We start from the raw sequence: 22,547 nt of genomic DNA, 5'->3' as shown, positions 1-22,547 counted from the left end.
GATGCTCGGACGGGCCGAGCACGTGAACGCGGTGCCTGACAGCGTCTGGGCCGAGCATGTGATGGGTACGAACGCGCTGGATCTCGCACTCCGTACCGGGCGTCCCGCCCACGTGTTCGCAACCCAGCACGCTGCTCGACAGCTCCACGACTGGACCTGCTCGAAGCCGGCCTTCCTGCCGGGGTCGTCAACATCGTGCCGGGCTTCGGTGAGACGGCCGGTGCCCACCTGGCCCAGCACCCGGGCATCGACAAGATCGCGTTCACGGGCTCGACCGAGGTCGGCAAGGCGATCGTCCGCGCCTCGGCCGGCAACCTGAAGCGGGTCTCGCTGGAACTCGGAGGAAAGTCACCGAACATCATCTTCTCCGATGCCGACATCGACGCCGCCATCGAGGGCGCCGCCCTGGGCGCCTTCTACAACCAGGGAGAGGTGTGCTCGGCGGGGTCCCGGCTGTACGTGCAGCGGTCGCAGTTCGATCGGGTCGTCGAGGCATTGGCTTCGTACGCCTCCGGCATCAAGGTGGGATACGGCCTGGATGCCGACTCGCAGATGGGACCACTCGTCTCGAAGGAGCACCAGGACCGCGTCGCCAGGTACCTGGAGCTGAGTGACGACTGTGGCGGCGAGGTACTCGCCGGCGGGAAGCTGATGGAGGGCCCGGGCTTCTTCGTGCAGCCCAGCGTGATCGCACGACCCAACGCTCACCACCGGCTGGTTCGCGAGGAGATATTCGGCCCTGTCGTGACCGCTCTGCCGTTCGATGACATCGACGACCTTGCCGAGCAGGCAAATGACACCGTCTACGGCCTGGCGGCGGGCATCTGGACGAACGACATCTCCAAAGCTCACCGACTTGCCCGGCGCATCAAGGCCGGCACGGTGCATGTCAACACCTACCACGTCTTCGCAGCGGAAACGCCCTTCGGCGGCTACAAGCAGAGCGGCTGGGGACGAGAGAAGGGCGATGAGGTGCTCGAGCAGTACCTGGAGACGAAGTCGGTGATCGTCGGGCTCTGAGTGTCCTGGTAGGCCAAGGAGCCGCCTGCCGCGGAGAGACCGTGTCCGGCTGCGCACCGATCAGGCGCGCAGCCCTGCACGTGCCCTCGTATCAGGTGCTGACGAGGCCGGTTGCCTGACGGGCGGCGTCCAGCACGTCGTGGACCCTCTCGGAATGTGCGCCGGTCATCCTGGACGTCGGGGCCACGATGCCGACGGCGCCGCACACCTTCCCGTCCTTGTCGAACACCGGTGCGCCGATGGCGGAGATGCCCAGCGTCGTCTCCTGCGCGTCCACCGCCCAGCCTTGGCGGCGGATCACTTCGAATTCCCGTTCCAGAGCGGCGAGCAGGTTTTCCTGTTGCGCCTTCGTGTACTCGCCCAGGTCCTTGAGCACCATGTCGCGCTGCCGCTCGGGATCCAGATGTGCGAGAACCGCCTTGCCGGCCGCGCGTATGTACTCCCTGCCCGTCAGCCCGACGTACAGGCCACTGACCCGCAGAGGCTGCGATCCCTCGACGAGCACCTTCAAGATCACCCGGTTGTTGGGCTCCAGGGTCGAGAAGAAGGCGGTCTCATCGGACTTGTGCGCGAGATCGTTCACGAGCGCGGCCAGCTTCTCGCTGACGTTGAAGCTGCGCCGGTACTGATTGAACAGAGCACCGACGCTTGCGCCCAGGGTGAGCGTCAGGTCAGGGCGTCGTTCGAGGTATCCACGGCCGATCAGCGTGCGCATGAGGTGGTAGCAGGTCGTGATGTTCAAGCCCAGTTCGGACGCCACCTGCTGAACGGTCGGCGGGGATTCGCGTCCTGCCACGCACTCGAGGAAATTCAACGCACGCTCCACGGTCTGGAGCGGCGGCTGCTTGCTTGACCTCTTGTTCACATTCTGAAACTAGCACGCAGCAAGGCGCGTCATGAGCGGTCACCGACAGGCCGACCCATGAAGAGGTCATGTGTCAGCCCGATCTCACCGAGGTCTCGACGATCAATCCGGAGCGATTTCAATAGTTGACCTACATTTCATAGTATGAAAATCTGTCGTAATAACGAGGAGGAAGACCATGACTGACACCGTTGCCGACGTACTCGCCGGCGCCTTGGCCCGGCACGGAGTGACATCGATCTTTGGCCAGAGCAACCCGACGTCCTTCATGCTGGCGGCCGAGCGGATCGGCATCCGCCAGGTCCTGTACCGCACGGAGAACGCCGCAGGTGTGATGGCTGACGGGTTCGCCCGGGTCGGAGGGCGGATCGCTGTCGTCGCCGCCCAGAACGGGCCGGCTGCCACGCTGATGGTGCCGCCCATGGCGGAAGCCCAGAAGGTCTCCGTCCCGATGCTGGTTCTGGTGCAGGAGGTGCCCTCTTCGGCACGGGACCGGAACGCCTTTCAGGAGATGGACCACTTCGCCCTGTTCGCCGGGGTCTCGAAATGGACGCGCCGAGTCGACGACCCCTCGCGCGTAGAGGACAACGTCGACATGGCCATGGCCGTCGCGAACAGCGGCAGGCCAGGGCCCGTCGTGCTGCTGCTGCCGAAGGACGTCCTGCAGGCACCGGCAGTGCCGTCACGCTTCCGTCGCGAACGTGACCTGGGCGCTTTTCCGCTCGACCGTCCGCGGCCCGAGGCTGCGGCCGTTTCGCAGGCTGCCCGCCTCATCGCGAAGGCCCGCTCACCTCTGGTCGTCGCAGGTGGCGGGGTGCACCTCTCCGGGGCGGTGGAGGAACTGACCGCGCTCCAGCGCGTGGCGCACCTGCCCGTCGTGACAACGAACATGGGGAAGGGCGCGGTGAGTGAGCTGGACGCCCTGTCGCTGGGCGTCGCAGCAAATGTGACGGGTCAGCGCGGCCCGGCGCACCACCATCTGTCGCTTCTGCAGAAGGCCGACGTCGTTGTGCTGGTCGGGACGCGGACCAACGAGAACGGAACGGAGGGCTGGACTCTCACCTCTCCCGACGCAACGTACATCCACATCGACATGGACCCACTGGAGGTCGGCCGCACCTACGAAGCGCTGCGGCTCGTCGGCGACGCACGGTCGGCTCTTCGCGACCTGACCGACGCCCTGGAAACGTGCGACCTCACACAGCGTCAGCGCGCCGGCGAAACGCTTCGCCGGCGCATCGCGGAAGGACGGCGACGCCGGACGGAGGAGATCCAGGCAACGGTGTCCTTCGACGCTCGACCCATCGCCCCCGAACGGCTGATGAGGGAGTTGGACGCCGTGCTCTCCCCGGACGACGTCGTCGTAGCGGACGCGAGCTACTCCTCGTTCTGGGTGGCGAGCTACCTCACGGCCAAGCGGGCCGGTCAGCGGTTCATCCTCCCCCGTGGTCTTGCAGGGCTGGGGTGGGGTCTGCCCCTGGGACTCGGGGTCAAGCTGGCAAATCCGGACGCACGCGTGGTCGCCATCGTCGGGGACGGCGGATTCGCCCACGTGTGGTCGGAACTGGAGACAGCCATCCGCGAGGACCTCCCCCTCACCGTGATCGTGCTCAACAACCAGGTTCTCGGCGCGCAGCGGCACGTGGAGTTGCTCCTCTTCGGGCAGACCACCTCAGGCGTTGACTTCCAGCCCGTCGATCACGCCGCGATCGCGCGAGCGGTCGGGGCCGCCGGAAACCGGATCGCCAGCCCCGACGAACTGGAGCCCGCGCTCAAGGACGCTCTGGCCTCCTCCACGGTGACCGTCCTGGACGTGGTGGTCGACCCCGACTCCTATCCCCCGGTGCGCGCTTGGGACGGGAACACGGACCGCATCGCCGCCGGGGCCCGAACCGGACAGGACGCCGGGGCCTCGCTCACCGCCGCGAAGGGATGACGCAGCCATGGCATCGACAGACCACCACGTCACGACGTCACACTGGCCAAGCACCGGCACAGCCTTCGACGGCGACTACACCATCGGAGACGCCCTCCGAGGGGCCGCGGCCCGCTGGCCCTCTCAGACGGCACTCGTCGAGGGCATCGCCACGCCTGACCCGCGCACCTGGACCTACGCTGAGCTTCTCGGTGACGCGGAGGCGGTGGCACATGCCCTTCTGACGCACTTCCACCCCGGCGAACGGGCTGCCGTGTGGTCGGCCAACTCCCCCGAGTGGGTCCTGTTGGAACTGGGAGCGGCGCTGGCCGGCATCACCCTCGTGACCGTCAACCCCGCCTATCGATCCACTGAACTCGAGTTCGTGCTCCGGCAGTCTCGGGCACAGGGCATTTTCTGCCAACCTCAGCTCAACTCCCGCGACCTGCCGGCAATAGCACGGGAAGTCGCCGAGCGGCTGCCCGAGCTCAGACTGATCGAGACCCTGGGCGAGTGGATCGAGGGTGTTCCCCGCTCTGCGGCCGCCACCGCGCTGCCGGACGTCGACCCCGCGGATCCGGCCCAGATTCAGTACACCTCGGGGACGACCGGCTTCCCCAAGGGTGCCGTGCTGCCGCACCGAGCGCTCGCCGTGAACAGCCGTCTGTACGCGCAGACGATCGGAGCGACGCCAGAGGACGTGTGGGTCAATCCGATGCCGCTGTTCCACACGGCTGGCTGTGGGCTCGTTACCCTCGGCACCCTGCAGACGGGCGGCATTCACGTCCTGCCGGCCAAGTTCGACGCCGATCTCATGCTGGACCTCTTCGAGTACCACCACGGAACCATCCTGCTGTCGGTGCCCACCATGCTCATCCGAATGCTCGACGCTCAGCGGGAGTCAGCGCGCGACCTGAGCTCATGGAGACTCTCGACCCTGGGAGGTGCGCCCGTCCCGGTCGAACTCGTTCGACGGGCGAGAAACGAGTTCGGCGTCGGCATAGGGATCGGCTACGGACAGACCGAAGCGGCGCCCTACATCACCCACACCGTCCCCGGCGACACCCATCCCGACTGGCAGGAGACCGTCGGACGGCCCCTGCCGCAGGTGGAAGTGAAGATCGCCGACCAGGGCACCGGAGAGCCGGTGCCGCTGGGCGAGCTGGGCGAGATCTGCACGCGGAGCCCGTGCGTGATGAGCGGCTACTTCGAGAACCCACAGGCCACCGACGCGGCCATCGACAACAACGGCTGGCTCCACACCGGCGATCTGGGAAGCATGGATGCGGCCGGCTACGTACGCATCAAGGGCCGGGTCAGGGACATGATCATTCGCGGAGGCGAGAACATCTACCCCCGTGAGATCGAGGACTTCCTCTTCACTCACGACTCGGTCGCCGACGTGTCCGTCGTCGGGCTGCCACACGACGAATGGGGCGAGATCGTGGGCGCGTTCGTCCGAACCCGGCAGGGCGCGACCCTGACGCGAGAGGACCTGGTCAGCCACTGCACCGGCAGGATCGCCAGCTACAAGATCCCGCAAGTCTGGGAATTCGTCACCGGGTTTCCCCAGACCCCGTCGGGAAAGATCCAGAAGTTCGCGCTTCGCGACGCATATCTCAGCCGCACCGGCCGAGCAACCCAACCGGACAACACGGATCGGAGAGAAGCGTGACCTCCCTCAAGGCCAAGACGCTTTTCATCACCGGCGGGAGCCGCGGCATCGGCCGCGCCATAGCGCTCAGGGCTGCCGCGGACGGCGCCAACGTCGTCATAGCGGCCAAGACAGCCGAACCGCACCCCAATCTTGTCGGGACCATCCACACGGTCGCTGCCGAGATTGAGAAGGCGGGCGGGCGCGCCTTTCCAGTCGCCGTTGATGTGCGCGAGGAGAACCAGGTCGCGGACGCCGTCGACGCGGCAGCACGGCACTTCGGCGGCATCGATGTGCTGGTGAACAACGCCAGTGCCGTGCACCTGGCGCGGGTCGAGGACACACCCCCCAAGCGGTTCGATTTGATGTTCGACATCAACGTGCGGGGGACACTCGTCGCCTCGCAGGCCTGCATCCCGCACCTCAAGAACTCCGGGAACGGACACATCCTGACCCTGTCGCCCCCCATCGATCTGCGGCCCAGCTGGTTCACCGAGCGAACCGCCTACACCATCTCGAAGTACGCGATGAGCATGACGGTACTGGGACTGGCCGAGGAACTGCGTGAAAGCAACGTGGCCGTCAACGCGCTGTGGCCGAAGACGATGATCTACACCGCCGCTTCCTCGGTCTTCGGCCTCGGCCGGGCCGGCTGCCGCTCGACCGACATCATGGCCGATGCGGCCCACGCCGTCCTGACCCGTCCCAGCGCCGAGTGCACCGGCAACTTCTTCCTCGATGAGGAAGTCCTTCGCCAGGACGGTGCCACGGACACCGACCTCGTGCAGTACGAGCTCGTGCCCGGCTCGCCGCCTGAGATCGATCTCTTTGTGACACCCAGCTGAAGCGATCACCGACCGCACCACTTTGGTACCCCGCACTGCGCCCGTCCACCGGCCGCCGTGGCCGTGACCTTCGCGCCTGCTCGGCGGCGAGTCGGCCAGGGTGGCCGGCGCGTGTGGGGGCCCAGCGCCGCCCCGGCGAGGGGCCGGCGGTCGACCGGTCGAGTCGGCCAGTGGTCAACGGGGCGCCCCGTGGGCGAGAGGCGCTTCGCCCGGATGATGGGCCCCCGGCGCCGCACTCGACTTCGGTAACTGAGTGAACCGGCCGGCCTCGGGCTCTACTGGGCCGAGTACCGTACGGTCACGGCCCGTCCGCTCGGCAGACCCTCGCAGTGGGAGGCTCAGAGTTCGGCATCAGCCGGCACGTCGAGCGGCAGGCCGATGCCGTCGTTCGACTGTGTCAGCTCGGCCCAGATGCATTTCCCCGTGGTCGTGTAACGCGTACCCCACCGCTGGGAGAGCGCGGCGACCAACTGCAGGCCGCGTCCACCCTCGTCCGTCTCGGAGGCACGGCGAATACGGGGTGTCGTCAGGCTTCCGTCGGAAACCTCGCAGATCAGGTCGGCACTGCGCAGCAGCCGTAGCCGGGCCGGCCCGCTCGCGTGCCGGATCACGTTTCCGACGAGTTCACTGACGATGAGTTCGGTCGCCAGCACCAGGTCGTCCAGCTGCCACAGGGACAGCTGCTCCCGCACATGCTGTCGGGCCTCCCCCGCCGCCTGCGGCCGGTCGGGCAGCTGCCAGGTGGCCATCCGGTCGGCGGGCATCGTGTGCAGGCGGGCGATGAGGAGCGCCGCGTCGTCGACGGCTCTGGAGGGCCCGCACCGAAGTGCCGTACTGGTGACGAGGTCGCAGAGCCGTTCCAGGTCCCTGCGATCGGCTGTCCGCAGCAGCCCCGCGAGATCGGCCATGCCCTGGTCGATCTCGCTGCCCCGGGACTCCAGCAGGCCGTCGGTGAACAGGACGAGCAGACTGCCGTCCTTCACCTGCAACTCGGTTGTCTGGAAGGGCGGTTCCCCCGCGCCGAGCGGGGGGTCGGGAGGCAGGTCGGGGAAGTAGACGGAACCGTCGGGTTCGACCACGGCCGGCGGTGGGTGGCCAGCCAGGGTGAAGGTGCAGATCCCGGTGGTGGGGTCGTGGAGCGCGTAGAGAAAGGTGGCGAACGAGTCCTCGCCGAGGCTCCCGACGATCTGGTTGAGATGGCTCATGATCTCGTCGGGTGGGACCTCCAGGTGGGCGAGGGTGTCCACAGCGGTACGCAGTTGGCCCATGGTGGCCGCTTGCGGCAGGCCGTGACCCATCACATCTCCGACCACGAGCGCGACGCGGCCCGCGGACAGCGGGATCACGTCGTACCAGTCGCCGCCCACGTCCATGCCCTCCGTGGCGGGCAGAAAGCGCGCGGCGGCTGTGCACTCCGGCAGTTCCGGCAGGAGTTTGGGGAGCAGTCCGCGCTGCAGTTCCTGGGCGCGGGTGTGCTCGGCGTCGTAGAGCCGAGCACGCTCCAGGGCGTGCGCGACCAGGGCGCTGATCGCGGTCAGCAGACTCCGCTCGTCGTGGGCGAGGTGGCGCGGCTGGTCGAAGGAGACGGTACAGACGGCGAACGTCCGCCCGGAGACGGTCAGCGGCAGGAACGCCCATCCCTGTTTGCCAGCCAGGCGCGGACGGTCGGCCAAGCGCGGATACCGTCTGACGTACTCCTGCGCTGACGGTATGAACACCGGCGCGCCGGTGAGGACCGCTTCCCCGATCGGGTCGTCCGAAGCGATCGGGCTGCCGTTGAACGCGTCGAGGAGCGGCTCCGGGTAGCCCACGGCCCCGACGACTTGCGACCGGTCGCCCTCGACGGCGATCACGGCCAGCCCGCCGGCGCCGAACGGCGGAAGTACCCGCTGTGCGACCGCGTCCACGACGTCGCACGACGACCTCGCCTTCGCGAGCGCCGCGGTCAGTTCGGCGATCTGGGCGGAACGTTGCTCGGCGGCGCGCCGGGCCGCGTCCCGCTCTGCCCGTCGCCGCCGGCTTTCGGTGACGTCCGTCAGATAGACGGTAAGTCCGGAGGACCCCGGAACGAGCCGCAGGTGGTGGCAGCGGTCGAGCGTCATCCACATGTCGAAGCCCACGGGTGTCGCCCCGGCGGAGGCCTCCCGGCACCGGGCCTCCAGGTCGGGGACACCGCGCACGACGGGCAGCTCCCACAGGACGCGCTCGAAGAGTTCCTGCTCGGTGGCGCCGAGAGCGCGCTCGGCCTCCAGGTTGGCGAAGAGGATCCGCCCCTCGTCATCCAGCAGAATGAAGCCGTCGCTCATCATGCGCAGTGCGCGGGCGAGCGCGTTCCGGGCGCTGCGGGACTCACTGCTGTCCCAGACCACGCCCGCCATCCGGACGGGAACGCCGTTCTCGTCGCACACCACGGAGCCACGGGCCTGATTCCAGGCGTAGCTCCCATCCGGTTGGCAGACCCGGTACTCGGCCTCGTACAGGGTGCGTTCGCGGATCGCTCTCTCGGCGGCGGCCATCGCCGACGGTATGTCATCGGGGTGGGCGAGCCTCACCCAGTTCTCCATGCGGGGCTCGTAGTCGGCCGGGAGGGCACCGAAGAGGGCGACCGCGGCGTCGGCCCAGTCCAGACGCCCGGTGCGCAGGTCCCAGTCCCAGGTGCCGATCGGGACACCTTTCAGTGCCTGCCGGAGTCTACCGCCGGCCGGCCCCTCCCGGATCGGCTGAGCGCGCGGCGGTGCCTGGCGCAGCCGCCGCTCGGTCCAGACGGCCACGGCTCGCAGATAGTCCCACTGCTTCGTGCTCAGCTCTTCCTGCTCGCCCATGAGCAGGGTGATCGCGCCGACGGCGCGATCACCGCTGAAGAATGGCACGGAGGCGAGGCCGGTACCCGGCCAGGGGCTCGCCGGGGGCCCGGCCGTGTCGCCGGATCCCACCGGCACCCAAGTGCAGCGGCCCGTGCGCACGGCCTCTGCCGGAACAGTCGGCTCGTCCTCCACGACGATCTCCCAAGAGCCCGCCAGGGTCGGCGGCAGGCCGACTGACGAGACGAGGCGAAGCGCAGGGGTCAGGCCGCGCAGGTGCACAGCAGCTCCCACGCTCCGCAGCTCCGCGGCCGCGTGGTACAGGCCCAGACGAAAGATCTCGCTCTCGACGATCCCGGGCGAGGTGGTCGCCAGGAGGGCGAGCCGCGCGTTCGCGGACTCATGCACGCCCATGCCCAGAGGCTACTCGCGCCGCGCCACAGCCGCGATCGCCTCCTCGGACTCTCGTGAGACATGAGGCGAATCGAGCCTTGTGTTGCGGGTGCCGACCAGAACCGTACAGGCCACCGGACGGCACCCGCCTTTCACGGGCCGGGCGTGGACCGCCCGCGCAAGGGCATGCGCCCTACCGTACTCACGGTGCAAGTCGCTCGTACGTGTCCGGCTGTCCCTGGCGCAGCCACAGCGCACGGGCGCATCCGAAGAGAACCGCTGCCGGGACGAACAGCGCCAGAAAGATGTTGACCACCCCGGAGCGTCCGGTGAACAGCGAGAGCTGGTCGACGATCAGCCAGGCGACGAAGGCGAGCGCGGCTGCGGCGAGAAGCGGGCAGAACCAGACCTGCCAGACCGGCAGGCCACGTCTGTTTCTCAGGAAGTAGGCAAACACCGCAACCGAGGCAAGGCAGGTCAGGACCGGGAGGGCGACCACAGCCGGCGTGGTGCACAGAACGAACAGGTCCAGGTACGGATCAAGGCCCGCGGTGGCGAAGACCGACACGACCACCAGCGTGAAGGCCGAAAGCCCCGCACTGGCAACCCAAGGTGAACCGGTACGCTGCTGCACCCTGCCGAGCACAGGCGGTAGCGCGCGGTCACGCCCCAGGGCGAAGAGATAGCGCGCTGCCGCGTTGTGGAAGGCGAGGACGGCGGCGAACCAGCTGGTGACGACGACCACGCTCAACGTCTGCGCCAACCAGAGCCCGATGAAGTTCTCTGCCGCCGCGAAGAACATGTTGGTCGGGTCGGAGTTGGCCTGTTCCACCGCACCCGCGTCACCGAAGGACTGGACCACGGCCCAGCAAACGAACGCGTAGAGCACCATCATGACGCTGATCGCCCCGTAGGTCGCCCGCCGGATGGTGCGATGACCGTCTCGGACCTCCTCGGCGAACAGCACCGTCGCCTCGAAACCGGCGAACGCCGTGATCGCGATCGCCATCATCGGGCCGAGGTCACTTCCGAACACCGCGTGCGGTGAGAACGCCGTGGCCGACAGCCCTTCCGCTCCGCCGCTCAACGTCACAGCGACCGCGAAGACCAGCAGCAGAACAATCTCGCAGGTCACGACGATGCCCAGCACACGGGCGTTGATGTCGACGCCCAAAAGGCCGACCAGTCCCATGGCGGCGACGGCCAAGAAGGCCCACAACTCCCATGGCGTGTCCCAGTGCAGGAGCGAGTGAGCGGTGTGCTGTGTGAAAATCGCGAACGCGCCGATCGAACCGATGGACGCAACGGCATAGGCCATCACCGCGAGAAAGGCCGACCCCAGTCCCAGCGGCCGCCCGAGTCCCGCCGTGACGAAGAGATACAGGCCGCCGACCTTGCGGATATGACGAGCCATCGCGACATATCCCACCGAGAAGACTGCGAGGATCGCGCCGCATACCAGAAGAATGCCCGCAGTACCGATACCTCCGCGTCCGATCGCGAGAGGAATTGCACCCACCGAAAATCCCAGCGGAGCTGCCGCTGCGATCACAAAGAAAATCACCTGCCTGGCCGACAGAACCCCGGATCGCAGCGAATCCACACCGCTGGCATGAGCATCGCTCCTCGCATCATCCGCACTACTGGCGCTCACGATATTTTGCATGTTCTCCTCCGCGTGATCACTGTGCCGCATTTTCTGGAATCCGCGCAGTGGTGTTCGGTGACTGTCTTCAAATCCGGCGGATTACACCTGCACTGTCGGATGAGGAGGACCGCCTCCTTGCCGGCCTCGGACACGTCGCTCCCTGTAATTCGACGTCGTCGGCACGGTCGTGACGATTCAAGCGATGCCTGGGCCGTCGTTTCGAACACCGCACGGAGGCCATGCTAGGGATGGCATGTTGGCGAAGTGTTGGTGGAAGTGCTGGCGCCGGGAAGGCCACTAACATGCGAGCATGCCATTCTTTACTACTCGTGCAAGAACACCGCGTATTGCCCCGGAGCTCGACGACGTCGAGCTGGCGAGACTCCTGAAGCGTCTGCGCTCAACAAACAGGTCGAGCCCAGCTGGGGCGACGGACATATACGTGGCCCAGATAGCCCAGTTTCTGGACCAGGATCCCCAGAACTTTGACCGCAGGGCACACCGCCTTTCCGTTCTTGCCGGTTTCCTGTCGGAATCGCACCTTCCGGCCGCCTGGGTGCAGCGGGAGCCGCGCAACGTCAGCGCTCTCATCCTTTGTTCCTGGGCCGAACTCGAACACAGCCGCGGCAGCAGAGTCCTGACCGACGGATCAGCGACGTGGAGCAGATGCCAGCTGGCGGCGAGCCTCGACCCGCAGAACCCAGCGCCCTGGGTGGTGATGCTGGGCATCGCACGCCTGGAGCGTGCACACCGCGGTCAGGTCTTTGAGATATGGGACGAGATCGTGGCGCGGGACAGGTGGCATCGCGAGGCGTATCTGAGCATGCTGCACTACCTCGGTCCGCAGGAATCGGGGTCCCTCGGCCAGGCAATCGACTTCGTCGACTCACTTCTCACGCGCATGCCGCCGAACGCCCCCTGCGCAGCTGTCGAGCTCGAAGTCCACCTCATGCGGTACCACTCCGCGAAGGCGCGCGGCGGAGCGGAGGCACTCCTGGCGCGTGACCAGTGGCACAGCACACAGACGGCGCGGTTCCTGGACCGGGCCCAGGACACCTGGCCCCGTGCGGCGTTCTTCTCCCACGCAGCGGCCGTGTCCGATCTCAATCTTCTCGCGTACGCATTGACCGCCGCAGGCAGGCTGCGCGGAGCCGCACCCGTCTTCGAAGCCATCGGAGGGAGAGTCACCAGGTGGCCCTGGAACTCTGAAGGAGATCCACTGGCGGTTTTCGAGTACGCCCGAAACAGGGCTCGCTGACCTCCGCCCCCGCAATTCGTTGGGCCGGGAAACCGCGCCTGGCGGACAGGCCGCGCATGCGACGTGGTCAACTCCGGGCCGCGAGGTGGCGCCGCCCCTCGGTGTAGAACACCCGCCGCAGGCGGCGGTGTAACGCTTGGGCAGGTGGAGGTTGCCGGTTCGGCGGCCGGAGTCGCGCGGGCCGGGCAACGCGGGCTCGAACACAGCCGCCGACCACATCAGCGCCGCCCGACTCGCCCTGGCCCAGCTGCCGAAGAAGTACCGCGCGGGCGGCAGACCCTCATCCGCTGCGATTCCGCAGGCGGCACTCACGAGTTCGTCGCCTGGCTCGCCCAACGCGGGCGCCGGCCCGTGGCTGACCACCGGCATCAAGCGCCGGCCCCTCCAGGAACTCACTCCCACCGACAAGACCCGCAACCGTGCCCTGGGCGCGGCACGAGCACCCGTCGAACGCGGCGCCGCCCGCCTGAAGTCCTGGCGGATCATCCGCAGATGCCGCTGCAGCCCCAACCGCATGACGTCAATCACCAAGGCGGTCCTCACACTGGAGCTGCAACGCTGAAGACGCTCACTGGTTGGCGCGCATGCCTTCGCGTGCCCGGAAGTCATCGCGATACGCCCGCTCGGGCGGGCGGCTTGTCGGCGCGGGACCCTGCATGTTGCGGAAAGCGCCACCTCTGCTGCCGGCAGTCAGGATGCGTTCGTCCGCGTGTGCCAGCGTGTCGTTCGCGCCCGCCCGGGCGGTTGCGTCGTCTATGCGGCTGGGGCGAGTTCCGCGCGGCCGAACAACAGGGCGTAGCCGGTCGGGAGTTGGTGGAGGATGCGGGTGATCAGGTCAGAGCCGGCGTAGGCGGCGACGGCGGAGAAGACGGATCCGGTGTCCCAGCGGGTGGTGGCCTGGGAGGCACCGGTACGGGCGGCGAGGTCCTTGACGAAGGCCCAGCCGGTGAGGGGCTGGGGGTCGGGGATCTGCGCAGTCAGCTCGCGTGCTGCTTCCAGGGGCAGGCAGCGTGCCAGGTCGACGCGTTCGTCGCCGGTCAGCTGGCGTCCCAGTCCCGCGAGTACCAGGCGGACGGCTTCGTCGGCTCTCTCTCGGGTGGGGTAGGCGCCCTCGTAGCGGACCTTCTCCAGCATCTGCTCGTATGCCGTCCCGTACGGCTGCTGGAGTGATGGGTGCCGGTCGGAGCTCACTGGGGTGGTTGCCTTTCTTGCTGTGGCCGGTGTTCGGGCACCGGGGTGAGGGACGGTCAGGTGGACTGGGGGCAGTAGAAGAGCGGGCCGTAGCCAGCGAGGAGCTGAAGATGGCTTTGCGTCGCAGAGCCATCTCATCCGCCACTCCGGCTTCTTCGGGCTGCCCGCGGGTGCGAAGGGCGGGTGAACGAGATCAAGGGCCCGCCCTTCGCACGGTCAGGCCGGTGTCAGCCGGAGATCTCCTTGCGGCCGGTTCCGACGCCGATGGAGATCTTGCGGGGCTTGGCGCGCTCGGCGATCGGGATGCGCAGGGTGAGCACGCCCGCGTCGTAGTCGGCCTGGATGTGCTCGGTGTCCAGAGTGTCGGCGAGCACGATCTGGCGGGAGAAGACCCCCAGTGGCCGCTCGGACAGTTCCATCTGCACGTCGTCGGCCTTCGCCGCGGGCCGGCGCTCGGCCTTGACGGTGAGCATGTTCCGCTCGACGTCGATGTCGATGGCGTCGGCGGTGACGCCGGGGATGTCGAAGGCCACCACGTACTCGTCGCCTTCGCGGTAGGCATCCATCGGCATCGCCGACGGCTTCGACCAGGTACCCGGGCCCATCAGCTGTTGAGCCAGCCGGTCCAGCTCACGGAAGGGGTCAGTGCGCATCAACATCGTGAAAACACCTCCAGCGGGTTCAGGCAGTGGCTGCCAATGCGCCTCACTGACACCGTTGTAACATGTCATCCAATGGATGACAAACATGATGTCGTCCACGCGATGACAACCCCAAGGAGGTGTCCGTGACCGCAGCCGACCAGCCGTCCGCGACCCGTACGAACGCCGACAGCCCGGCCTCGTTCCTCGCCGCCGCCGCAGCCCTCAACGCCATCGACGACGCCCTGCGCGACGCCCGGCAAGAGGCCCCGGACCATCCCCAGGCGCCCGGCCCCGGGCCGGAGCAGGCGCTGGCTTCACTGTTGTTGCTGCGGCAGGTGCGCGAGCAGCTGGCCGGATGGGAGACGGGCCTGATCGAAACCGCCCGCGACGCGGGAGCCAGCTGGGCCGACCTCGCTCACCCCCTCGGCGTCGCAAGCCGCCAGGCCGCCGAACGCCGTTACCTGCGCGGCCGCCCGGGAAACCCCGGCTCCACAGGCGAACAGCGGGTGCAGGCCACCCGCGACCGCCGCGCCGCCGACCGCACCGTCACCACCTGGGCCCGCGCCAACGCCGCCGACCTGCGCCGGCTCGCCGGCCAGATCACCGCCCTCACCGACCTCGCCCCGCGCGCTCCCCTCGCCGAGCTCACGGCCGCCCTCGCCGACGACGACCCCGTCACCCTCCTCGCCCCCTTGGCGGACACGCACCCGTATCTGGCGCCTGGCCACCCCGACCTCGCCGCGCGCGTAGGTGACCTCACCCGCCACACCGACCGACTCCGCCGGCACAGCGGAAACCAGCGCGGCAACCGAACCTGACGACCAGCTCCATCGCAGGCGCCATGCACCGGCCGCGTCGACCGCCAGCCGGGCGAGAATCATGGTCGCCATGCGGACGTCGGTGATCTGTGTCATGGCTTCGTTGATCGCCTGCCTGGCGTGATCAGCCTGTTGAGGATGCTGGGCTCCCGGAGTTGGGCCCGCATCCTCACGGTCGTGTCGCGTAGTGGGAGCCCTGGGCGGGTCCGTCCCGACGGTCAGCCGGCAGGCGCGGCCGCCGAGCCGACGCTGGCCTCCCCTCGGCCAATGACTGGCGCGGCCCTCCGAGATACTTGACCGTGGCTGAGGGGGAGGCATACGCGACCTCGTCGACGGGGTGTTCCGGGTTCGCCGCCGGTCTGCGGGATCGCCGTGGTCACCGCGCCGGTGGGGGTGTCGGAGGCGGTGTTCCTGCTGCCGGTGCAGCTGAGCGTGCCGCGCGTGCCGAGTCCGGCGGTCACGCCCACTCATCTCCTCTGCAACGTGGTGGCGGGTCCCGGCGCGCCGATCCGGTACGCCAGGAACGGCAGCCTGACCGGGCCGCTCACCACGCGGTTGGCGCTGGGGACGCTGCCCGGTGTCGTCGTGGGCGCGGTCGTCCGGGTGTTCGTGGCGCCCGGCCCCGGCGTCTTCCGGGCGCTCGGCGCCGGGCTCCTCCTCCCCTTCAGCCTGTGGCTGTGCCTGCGCACGCTACGACGACCCCGGCGGGACGCAGACGTCGCACGTCAGCACCCTTCCGGACCGGACCGTCCCTCACCGTGCTCGCCGTGGCGGTGGTTGCTGCGCAGACTCCCCGTTTGTCGCCTAGCTCGTCTTCGACAACGCCCTGGTCGCGAGATCCCTGAACATCCCCTGCGCCGCCTTGCCGGTGCCGACGTCGCCTCCGCCACGGCCGACGCCGTCGAGACCCACGCCGACGCCGCTCCGCCTCAGGTCAGGCGCAGGCGCTGCCGGGGCGTCGTCTGCCGCCCGCCCTGCGCGCCAAGGCCGGTGTAGCAGCGGCGGACAGCGGCCGGCTCGGTAGACCGAGCCCGGCCGGACTTCCGCCCTGCACGGGAGGCCGTCCCGCCCGTGCCCTGCGCTGCCCCCGACGGAGCGGTCACGGTCGGTGTCACGGTCGAACCCGCCGGTCGGCGCCATGCCTTCCGTCCACATCGCAGCCGGCACCTCGGCGCCCTCAAAGCCGGCCATCGGCACCCAGTCGGCCGGAAAGTCGTGGTGGCGGCCACTGCTTGCCCGACTCCGCATGCCCGGGAATCGCACGGGAGACCGCGCGCTCCCCGAGGCCCGTCGGCGGCACCACCCGCGCCCCGCGCCGCCAGTCCCTGCTCGCGACACCGTACAGCCTGGCATTCAATGTGTCTGAACACACTGTATGGTTACTCCCGCGATGGCCCGCCGGCAGCAGCCCGTCGGACACCACCGCCCAACAAGCAGCCACCTTCTGAAGGCAGGACACAGCCATGACGTTGACAACCACTCCGTTCGGGATGCGCGCCACTGCCGTGGAGGTCCTCGACGGCCTCGATCTGAGCGGACGCCGGATGATCGTCACCGGAGGGTCCTCCGGCCTCGGTGTCGAAACGGTGCGCGCGCTCGCCGGCGCCGGAGCGCAGGTGACCATAGCCACGCGGAACCCCGACGACGCCAAGCCACTGCTCGACGAGTTCCCGGAAACCCGCGCGGTCGCGCTCGACCTTGCCGACCTGGATTCCGTCCGCGCCTTCTGCGACGCCTGGAGCGGACCGGCCGACGCCGTCATCGCCAATGCCGGCGTGATGATGCTCCCCACCCGGCAGGTCAACGCACAGGGATGGGAGATACAGCTCGCCACCAACTACCTCGGCCACTTCGCTCTGATCCTGGGCCTGCACTCCGCCCTGCGCGAAGCCGGGAACCCCCGTGTCGTAGTGGTCAGTTCCGGCGCACAGCTGCGCGCGGGATTCGACTTCGACGACCCGCAGTTCGAACGGCACCCCTACGACCCGTTCCTCGCCTACGCACAGTCGAAAACCGCCGACGTCCTGCTCGCCGTCGGCATCAGCCGCCGATGGGCGAGGGACGGCATCACCGCCAACGCCTGCGCGCCCGGCTGGATCCACACCCGCCTGGCACGCCACGTCGACAAGGCCACCCTGCAGTCCCTCGGCGCCATGGACCCGGACGGCAACCTCATCACCCCCGACTACTACAAGACCCCCGCACAGGGCGCCGCCACGACTGTGCTGCTGGCCGCGTCACCTCTCGTCGACGGTGTCACCGGACGCTACTTCGAGGACAACCAGGAATCCGAAACCGTCGACGGCGGCCCCGACGTCATGGCCGGCGTCGCCACGTGGGCGGTCGACCCCGCCGACGCCGACCGGCTGTGGGACTACGCTCTCCCCGTAATACGTTGATCCACTGCTCCCCAGGCACCACCGGGGCTCATCCCCCGGCAGCGGCAACGTCGCGAGCGTGCTGTCGCCCGTGACCGCGCCGCAGGAGCGGCCTGCTCCCGCACGCCGCGCTCGGCCGGGAGCCGTCGACCGGACGAGAACGAAGACACACCAGAAGGTTCCCGATGAGACCCGTGACCCGACGCCAGGCCGACCACCACGCCGCACGCTCGGCCGCGACCGTGGCCCAGGTCATGTCCACCCTTCAACGGCTCCTCGATTCGGGCGAAGCCTTCTCCGAGATCAGCGTCCAGCGCATCCTCGAGGAGGCCGGAATCTCGCGAGCCACGTTCTACGCCCACTTCCCCAGCAAGTCCGACGTCCTGATACGGCTCACCAACGACCTGCGGGAGTCACTGCTGGCGCTTGCGCAGCAGTGGAATCCGTCCGCCGGACCCGACGCGCTCGCCCAGTTCTTCGAAGAGGTGATCAAGATCCACCGGGCCCACCGGAGCGTGATCACAGCAGTCCGCGAAGCCGCCGCCTACGACCCCACGATCGACGACTTCTACACAGCCGACCTCGAAGGCTTCGACGAAACAGCCCTTCAGTCCCTTCTCTCGGACCAGGCCTCGGGCCTGACCCCCACCGACCTCGACGCCGTCTGCGCCAGCCGCATCATCGTCTGGGGAGGCGCCCAAGCCATCGCCCACCACATCCGCGTCGACAACGGCAGCGGCGACACCACGTTCGCCCGCGAACTCGCCCAGATCTGGTGGCACGGCGCCTACCGCCGCCCCACCAACACCTGATCAACAATCACGATGTTGCAGCCCTGCCAACACCCGTGGCTGAGACGAGGAGTGCCCGGAGACCCTCTGCCCGCGAGTCCACCGATGGCATGACCGGGTGACCAACCGGATCAGCCGTCCACTCGCCCCCGGGACGGGGAGGATCCCCTCACCTGCCCGGAGGCAATGTGGCGTCCGTCGACTACGCACGCCTCTCAAGCCTTGCCGTACGGCTGTCACATTCACCGATGCCTCGGTGGTCCCGGGCCATTCGTTCCGCTGTCCACGGCGGCCGGAGCGGTGTCGGGGTCTCAATTCAGGGCGTTGCGCACGGCCGCCAGGATGTCCTCCGTGTCGGCGCCGAGAGCCCGGGCGGCAGAAGTGAAGTCGCGGGCCAGAGTGCCGAGTTGATGAGCATCAAGCGCGTACGGTCCGGACGGGAGCGCTGCCACCCTGGTGCCCGCGCCGCGGCGGGTGCGGATCAGTCCGGCGGCCTCCAGTTCGCGGTAGGCGCGAGCCACGGTGCCCGGCGCCAGATCGAGGTCGGCGGCGAGCTGGCGTACCGTCGGCAGGCGCTCGCCCTCGGCCAGTCGGCCGGTGCGGATCAGTGCGGCAAGCTGGGCACGGATCTGCTCGAACGGCGGTACCTGGCTGGTGGTGTCGACACGAACTGCGCGCTCACTCATCGTCGAAGACCCCCTCGTCCGCCACCTCGTCGTCGACCGCCCGCGGCGCCACCACGGTCACCAGCGACCACCCGAAGGTGAACACGCCCAGCAAGCCCAGGGGACAGATCGCCACGATGGTGGCGGCACCCAGCGGGCCGGCGCAGGCTCCCTCCGTGAGCGAGATGAGGAGCATCAGAACGACGAGGATCACCTGACTCGACACCAGCAACCCCCAGGCTCCCATGATCGCCCATGCGCGGTCACGGCGCTGCTGGTAGTCGCCGGGCCCGAAGGCAATGCGGCGCAGGGCCCAGACGCAGGCGGGGGTACCGACCGCCAGGGCGGCCAACATCGGACCGCTGTAGTACAGACCCGGCCAAGGACCGAGGGACGTACTCACCCCTTCGCAGGCGACGACCATGACACGCCCTGCCCCGCCTGTCCCGTGGGGACCGGAGGAGGCCGTGACAGCGCCCACGAGCAGGAGGGCGACAAGGGAGGCTGCTTGCAGGAGCAGCAGCGGTGCCATGCGGGGCGGCACGTGGTCCTGGACCAGACGCGGGGCGAGACTCGCGGTCCGTACCGCTTCCTGGGGGCGCAGGGTCAGGGCGTCGCCGAGCAGGACACCGGCCACCGCGCACAGGCCGAATGCGGTGATGGCCAGCACCAGGGGGGTCGTGATGTCGTCGCTCTCCATCGTGACCAGCTGCTGTGCGATCACGATTCCGATGGCCAGGCCGGACCATCTGGCGTAGTGGTCGGCGTGGTCGAGCAGCCGGGACTGGAGCGGGACGGTGTCGAGCACGTGGAGATCCCCCAGATCTTCTTGTACCAAGCAGTAGATACAACATGCCGCGCCGGGAATCTTGTGTCAAACCCTCGATACAAGAGGGGCGTTGACGGCGGGGTCACGAACTCGAAGACCGCGAACCCGATCACGTGGGGGTGACAGCGGAGCGTTGTCAGTGTCAGGTGGCAGCATCGGGCCTATGACGGACACCACGGCATTCGACTGGCAGTCTTTCCTGCTCCGGTGGAGCGGGGAATGGGCCGATTCCCTGCCGGAAGACGAAACACGGAGCGAGGACGACGAGGCCTCGCGGCAGGCACGTTGGTTAGGGTTCCCGCGCGCGTCCGAGGAGCGGATCGCGGCCATGGAGGAGCGCCTCGGCCGACGGATGCCACCGTCGTACCGGGAGTTCCTCAAGGTCAGCGACGGGTGGCGGCACGCGGGCGGGTTCGTGTGGCTGCTCGCGGGAACCGAGGGCGCCCGCTGGCACGACAACGAGTCGGGACTCGCGGACCACTTCGAGGAGTATCTGGACGAGGACGCGGGGCCCGAGGAGCGACGGGAGGCGGACCTCTGGCGGCACGGGCTGCAACTCGACGTGGAGTCCGACATCACCCACGTCCTGATGGACCCCGAGGACGTGGACGAGGACGGTGAGTGGGCCGTGTACACCTGGGCGAGCTGGCGCGCCTCGCCACCCGAACGGCACGAGAACTTCCTTGAGTTCATGCAGGACGTGTACCGCGAGTTCCACAGCCTCCGGGCACGCTCGAGCGACAACGAGCCGGCGTTCGCGAACGACACGACGCGAAAGCTGGACGATCAGGTGGAGGAGGCCCGGCTCCAGGCGCTGCGCGGCAACTGGGAGGAGGCCGTCCGAGCGCTGGACGAGGCCAAGGAGTACGGCAGACCGCGGGCCCGTGGGCTGGGTGACCAGATACGGCGCCTCCTCGGCCAGACCTACATGGTGTACTTCGACGGCCTCGTGACCGACCCGCGGTATGCGCCCGAGTTGCTTGCGCCGCTGGTCGCCGAGCACGCTCCGCGCTCCCATCAGGACGACTCCACGCTGACGTTCCATCTGCGCGGCGCCGACGACGACCTGGTGTCGCTGGCTTACTCAATGCTGGATCAGGTGCGGAGCGGCACCTACCGGTACACGGCGGCCGGACCGTTCGGGGAAGCTGTCGAGCGGGCACGGAAACTGGCCCGGTGGGGCGACACCGACGGGGCCTGGCGGACGCTGAGCGAGGCTCTGCCCCTGTGGGAGCCGCTGGGGCCGGACCACCTGGCGCCGCTGGGGTGGGTGGCCGACCCCCTGCTCGGTCCCCTGCTGACCCCGGAGCGAGGCCGCGAGCTCCTGTCGACGCCAAGGGGCGGGCAGCCGGGTGAGGCGTCGAGACCGACCGTCGGGCTCGACCCGGGCGGCCTGACCTGGCTCGCGGAGCCGGACCCGGGCAACAACCGCACGTCCTACCGGTTCGTCCTCGTCGAAGGCGTGGAGCCGGCGGACTTGCCCGGGCGCCTCGGGAACGGGGACGACACCACGCTCAACGAACCCATGACCTCATGGGAGGCGCGCCACGAATCGCTGCGCAGCAAGCAGGAGTTCTCGTCCTATGACGACAGGGCTCTCATGGCGGTCGGCCGGGCCGGCAGCGGGTGGAGCTTCGCCTTTGACGGCGATCCCGCCCCGTTCCGCAGGCAGCGGTTCGTTTCCCCGGTCGCGGGAGCCAGCGCCGGCACTCGCGCGGTGGTGGTGTGGTGCGGTCTGAGGACGTGGCACGGGGAGCCGTTCTTCCACCTTTCGGTGGCGCGCGACGGTGCCGAGCAGTACGCGTTCACGTACGCGGACGGAGAGGTCCGGCAGAGCGGGGAGGTACCGCCGGCGCTCAACCCGGACCAGTTCTTCGGTGACTTGGATGACTCGGTCGAGGTGGAACGCGCTGTGCTGGAGGCAGTGGCCGGTGAGTTCGGTGCCCATCTGCCGCGCCACGCCATCGTGAACGGGCGGCTGCACACGTTCGTCACCCGTTCCTGGACACGTCCGCCCAGGGACGGAGAGACGTACGCGGTGATCCGCCTGCGCTCAAGCGGCCCACACGCGACGGGCAGCGAGCGGACGGGAGACGACGGGGCGGGGACCAGGTAGTTCGTGCTCGTGGAGGTACACGTCCGCGGTCTACCCGTTCCGCATCGGCCCCTCCGGAGCACCCGTCCCCTGGAACCGGCCGTGGGCTCACTGCCGCCCGGGCAGGTCGACGAGCACCGGCTCAGGCCTCACGGCAGCAGACCGCTGAGGCCGCAGTCCCCGGCCGAGTAGTGCTGTACGGCGAGCTGACAGCCGCTGAGCGGCCCGCCGCACTGAGCCTCAGCCGCGCGTTGACGGGGGCCGTGTACGAGGGCCTGGACCTGGAGCGAGATCATGGCCACACAGGCGCAGGGGCTCGGTGACACCATCCTCCTCAATGGCGCCGAGTCCGACCTCGACGCCTTGGCCGTCTGCCACTGCGGAGCGGGGCCGGAGGCCGGTGAGGACGTGTGCTTCATCGAACTCGGCGCCGTACACCCGGGCCCGGACGCTGCGGACCGGTTCGCACTACTGCTGAATGCGTGCGAGCAACCGGCCACCGAGAAGGGACTGGGCAACGGGACGCCGGCTGAATCCGGCCCGCCAGGATGCCTACCGGCGCGTGGTCGACCGCGGTTTCCGTACCTGGCTGCAAGGCGTGACCATGCACACGCCCAACGAACCTGGCTATAGCCACCCAGACGCCTACGTAATCGACGATTGCCGCTGAGTCGCCGCGAAACTCTACTGACCGGCTGCCACCGTCCTGTAGACCGCATCGGCATACCGCAGGGATC

General features: G+C 68.6%; 16 protein-coding genes and 3 pseudogenes. 12 read left to right on the top strand and 7 right to left on the bottom strand.

Features of this window, described 5'->3' with window-relative positions; genetic code table 11:
* Positions 1 to 45 precede the first annotated feature (45 nt).
* Positions 46 to 1,020: an aldehyde dehydrogenase family protein gene (locus AC3ETA_RS27260; protein ID WP_432195577.1), complete on the top strand. Its 975-nt coding sequence runs from the start codon at positions 46 to 48 to the stop codon at positions 1,018 to 1,020.
* 91 nt (positions 1,021 to 1,111) lie between these two features.
* On the opposite strand, the gene AC3ETA_RS27255 is transcribed toward AC3ETA_RS27260, so the two are convergent.
* Positions 1,112 to 1,885: an IclR family transcriptional regulator gene (locus AC3ETA_RS27255; protein ID WP_432195540.1), complete on the bottom strand. Its 774-nt coding sequence runs from the start codon at positions 1,883 to 1,885 to the stop codon at positions 1,112 to 1,114.
* Positions 1,886 to 2,063: 178 nt separating this feature from the next.
* Here AC3ETA_RS27255 and AC3ETA_RS27250 point away from each other — a divergent pair, with 178 nt between their 5' ends.
* Genes AC3ETA_RS27250 through AC3ETA_RS27240 form a run of 3 tightly spaced genes read left to right on the top strand, consistent with a single transcriptional unit; the run spans position 2,064 to position 6,299 of the window.
* On the top strand, positions 2,064 to 3,821 hold the full coding sequence (locus AC3ETA_RS27250) for an acetolactate synthase catalytic subunit (protein WP_432195539.1): 1,758 nt from the start codon (positions 2,064 to 2,066) through the stop codon (positions 3,819 to 3,821).
* A 7-nt stretch (positions 3,822 to 3,828) separates the two neighbouring features.
* Positions 3,829 to 5,475: an AMP-binding protein gene (locus AC3ETA_RS27245; RefSeq protein ID WP_432195538.1), complete on the top strand. Its 1,647-nt coding sequence runs from the start codon at positions 3,829 to 3,831 to the stop codon at positions 5,473 to 5,475.
* Positions 5,472 to 6,299 carry an SDR family oxidoreductase gene (locus AC3ETA_RS27240; RefSeq protein ID WP_432195537.1) on the top strand — a complete coding sequence of 276 codons (828 nt, stop codon included), beginning with the start codon at positions 5,472 to 5,474 and terminating at the stop codon, positions 6,297 to 6,299. Before AC3ETA_RS27245 ends, AC3ETA_RS27240 begins: the two co-directional genes overlap by 4 nt.
* Before the next feature lie 338 nt (positions 6,300 to 6,637).
* Here the strand turns inward: AC3ETA_RS27240 and AC3ETA_RS27235 are convergent, their stop codons facing one another.
* Both AC3ETA_RS27235 and AC3ETA_RS27230 read right to left on the bottom strand, forming a co-directional pair.
* Positions 6,638 to 9,514 (bottom strand): SpoIIE family protein phosphatase, encoded by a 2,877-nt coding sequence (locus AC3ETA_RS27235; RefSeq protein ID WP_432195536.1) that lies wholly within the window; start codon positions 9,512 to 9,514, stop codon positions 6,638 to 6,640.
* A 181-nt stretch (positions 9,515 to 9,695) separates the two neighbouring features.
* On the bottom strand, positions 9,696 to 11,159 hold the full coding sequence (locus tag AC3ETA_RS27230) for an APC family permease (RefSeq protein WP_432195535.1): 1,464 nt from the start codon (positions 11,157 to 11,159) through the stop codon (positions 9,696 to 9,698).
* 424 nt (positions 11,160 to 11,583) lie between these two features.
* On the opposite strand from AC3ETA_RS27230, the gene AC3ETA_RS27225 reads away from it, so the two are divergent.
* From AC3ETA_RS27225 to AC3ETA_RS27215, 3 genes and pseudogenes are all read left to right on the top strand, one after another.
* Entirely contained in the window at positions 11,584 to 12,399 is an 816-nt protein-coding gene (locus AC3ETA_RS27225; protein WP_432195534.1) for a hypothetical protein, read from the top strand.
* Between the two features lie 181 nt (positions 12,400 to 12,580).
* Positions 12,581 to 12,738: pseudogene (locus AC3ETA_RS27220) on the top strand (IS1380 family transposase); the annotation flags it as partial.
* 1 nt (position 12,739) lies between these two features.
* A pseudogene (locus AC3ETA_RS27215) lies at positions 12,740 to 12,961 on the top strand (transposase family protein); the annotation flags it as partial.
* Positions 12,962 to 13,152: 191 nt separating this feature from the next.
* On the opposite strand, the gene AC3ETA_RS27210 reads toward AC3ETA_RS27215, so the two are convergent.
* Entirely contained in the window at positions 13,153 to 13,533 is a 381-nt protein-coding gene (locus AC3ETA_RS27210; protein WP_432195576.1) for a DUF2267 domain-containing protein, read from the bottom strand.
* A 284-nt stretch (positions 13,534 to 13,817) separates the two neighbouring features.
* Entirely contained in the window at positions 13,818 to 14,249 is a 432-nt protein-coding gene (locus AC3ETA_RS27205; protein WP_432195533.1) for an Hsp20/alpha crystallin family protein, read from the bottom strand.
* A 128-nt stretch (positions 14,250 to 14,377) separates the two neighbouring features.
* On the opposite strand from AC3ETA_RS27205, the gene AC3ETA_RS27200 reads away from it, so the two are divergent.
* From AC3ETA_RS27200 to AC3ETA_RS27185, 4 genes and pseudogenes are all read left to right on the top strand, one after another.
* On the top strand, positions 14,378 to 15,052 hold the full coding sequence (locus AC3ETA_RS27200; RefSeq protein ID WP_432195532.1) for a type III effector protein: 675 nt from the start codon (positions 14,378 to 14,380) through the stop codon (positions 15,050 to 15,052).
* A gap of 359 nt (positions 15,053 to 15,411) precedes the next feature.
* A pseudogene (locus AC3ETA_RS27195) lies at positions 15,412 to 15,766 on the top strand (TSUP family transporter); the annotation flags it as partial.
* A gap of 749 nt (positions 15,767 to 16,515) precedes the next feature.
* Entirely contained in the window at positions 16,516 to 17,451 is a 936-nt protein-coding gene (locus AC3ETA_RS27190; RefSeq protein WP_432195531.1) for an SDR family NAD(P)-dependent oxidoreductase, read from the top strand.
* A 164-nt stretch (positions 17,452 to 17,615) separates the two neighbouring features.
* Entirely contained in the window at positions 17,616 to 18,242 is a 627-nt protein-coding gene (locus AC3ETA_RS27185) for a TetR/AcrR family transcriptional regulator (RefSeq protein ID WP_432195530.1), read from the top strand.
* Between the two features lie 290 nt (positions 18,243 to 18,532).
* On the opposite strand, the gene AC3ETA_RS27180 is transcribed toward AC3ETA_RS27185, so the two are convergent.
* Both AC3ETA_RS27180 and AC3ETA_RS27175 read right to left on the bottom strand, forming a co-directional pair.
* A complete protein-coding gene (locus tag AC3ETA_RS27180; RefSeq protein ID WP_432195529.1) occupies positions 18,533 to 18,907 on the bottom strand; it encodes a GntR family transcriptional regulator in 375 nt (124 codons plus the stop codon).
* Positions 18,900 to 19,694: a hypothetical protein gene (locus tag AC3ETA_RS27175; RefSeq protein ID WP_432195528.1), complete on the bottom strand. Its 795-nt coding sequence runs from the start codon at positions 19,692 to 19,694 to the stop codon at positions 18,900 to 18,902. The genes AC3ETA_RS27180 and AC3ETA_RS27175 overlap by 8 nt, the downstream gene beginning before the upstream one ends.
* A gap of 184 nt (positions 19,695 to 19,878) precedes the next feature.
* Here AC3ETA_RS27175 and AC3ETA_RS27170 point away from each other — a divergent pair, with 184 nt between their 5' ends.
* Positions 19,879 to 21,831 carry an SMI1/KNR4 family protein gene (locus AC3ETA_RS27170; protein WP_432195527.1) on the top strand — a complete coding sequence of 651 codons (1,953 nt, stop codon included), beginning with the start codon at positions 19,879 to 19,881 and terminating at the stop codon, positions 21,829 to 21,831.
* Positions 21,832 to 22,547 lie beyond the last annotated feature (716 nt).

Source organism: Streptomyces sp. bgisy027 (assembly GCF_057710365.1).
The sequence above is the reverse complement of the archived record's forward strand: the minus strand, read 5'-3'. Positions and strand labels throughout refer to the sequence as shown.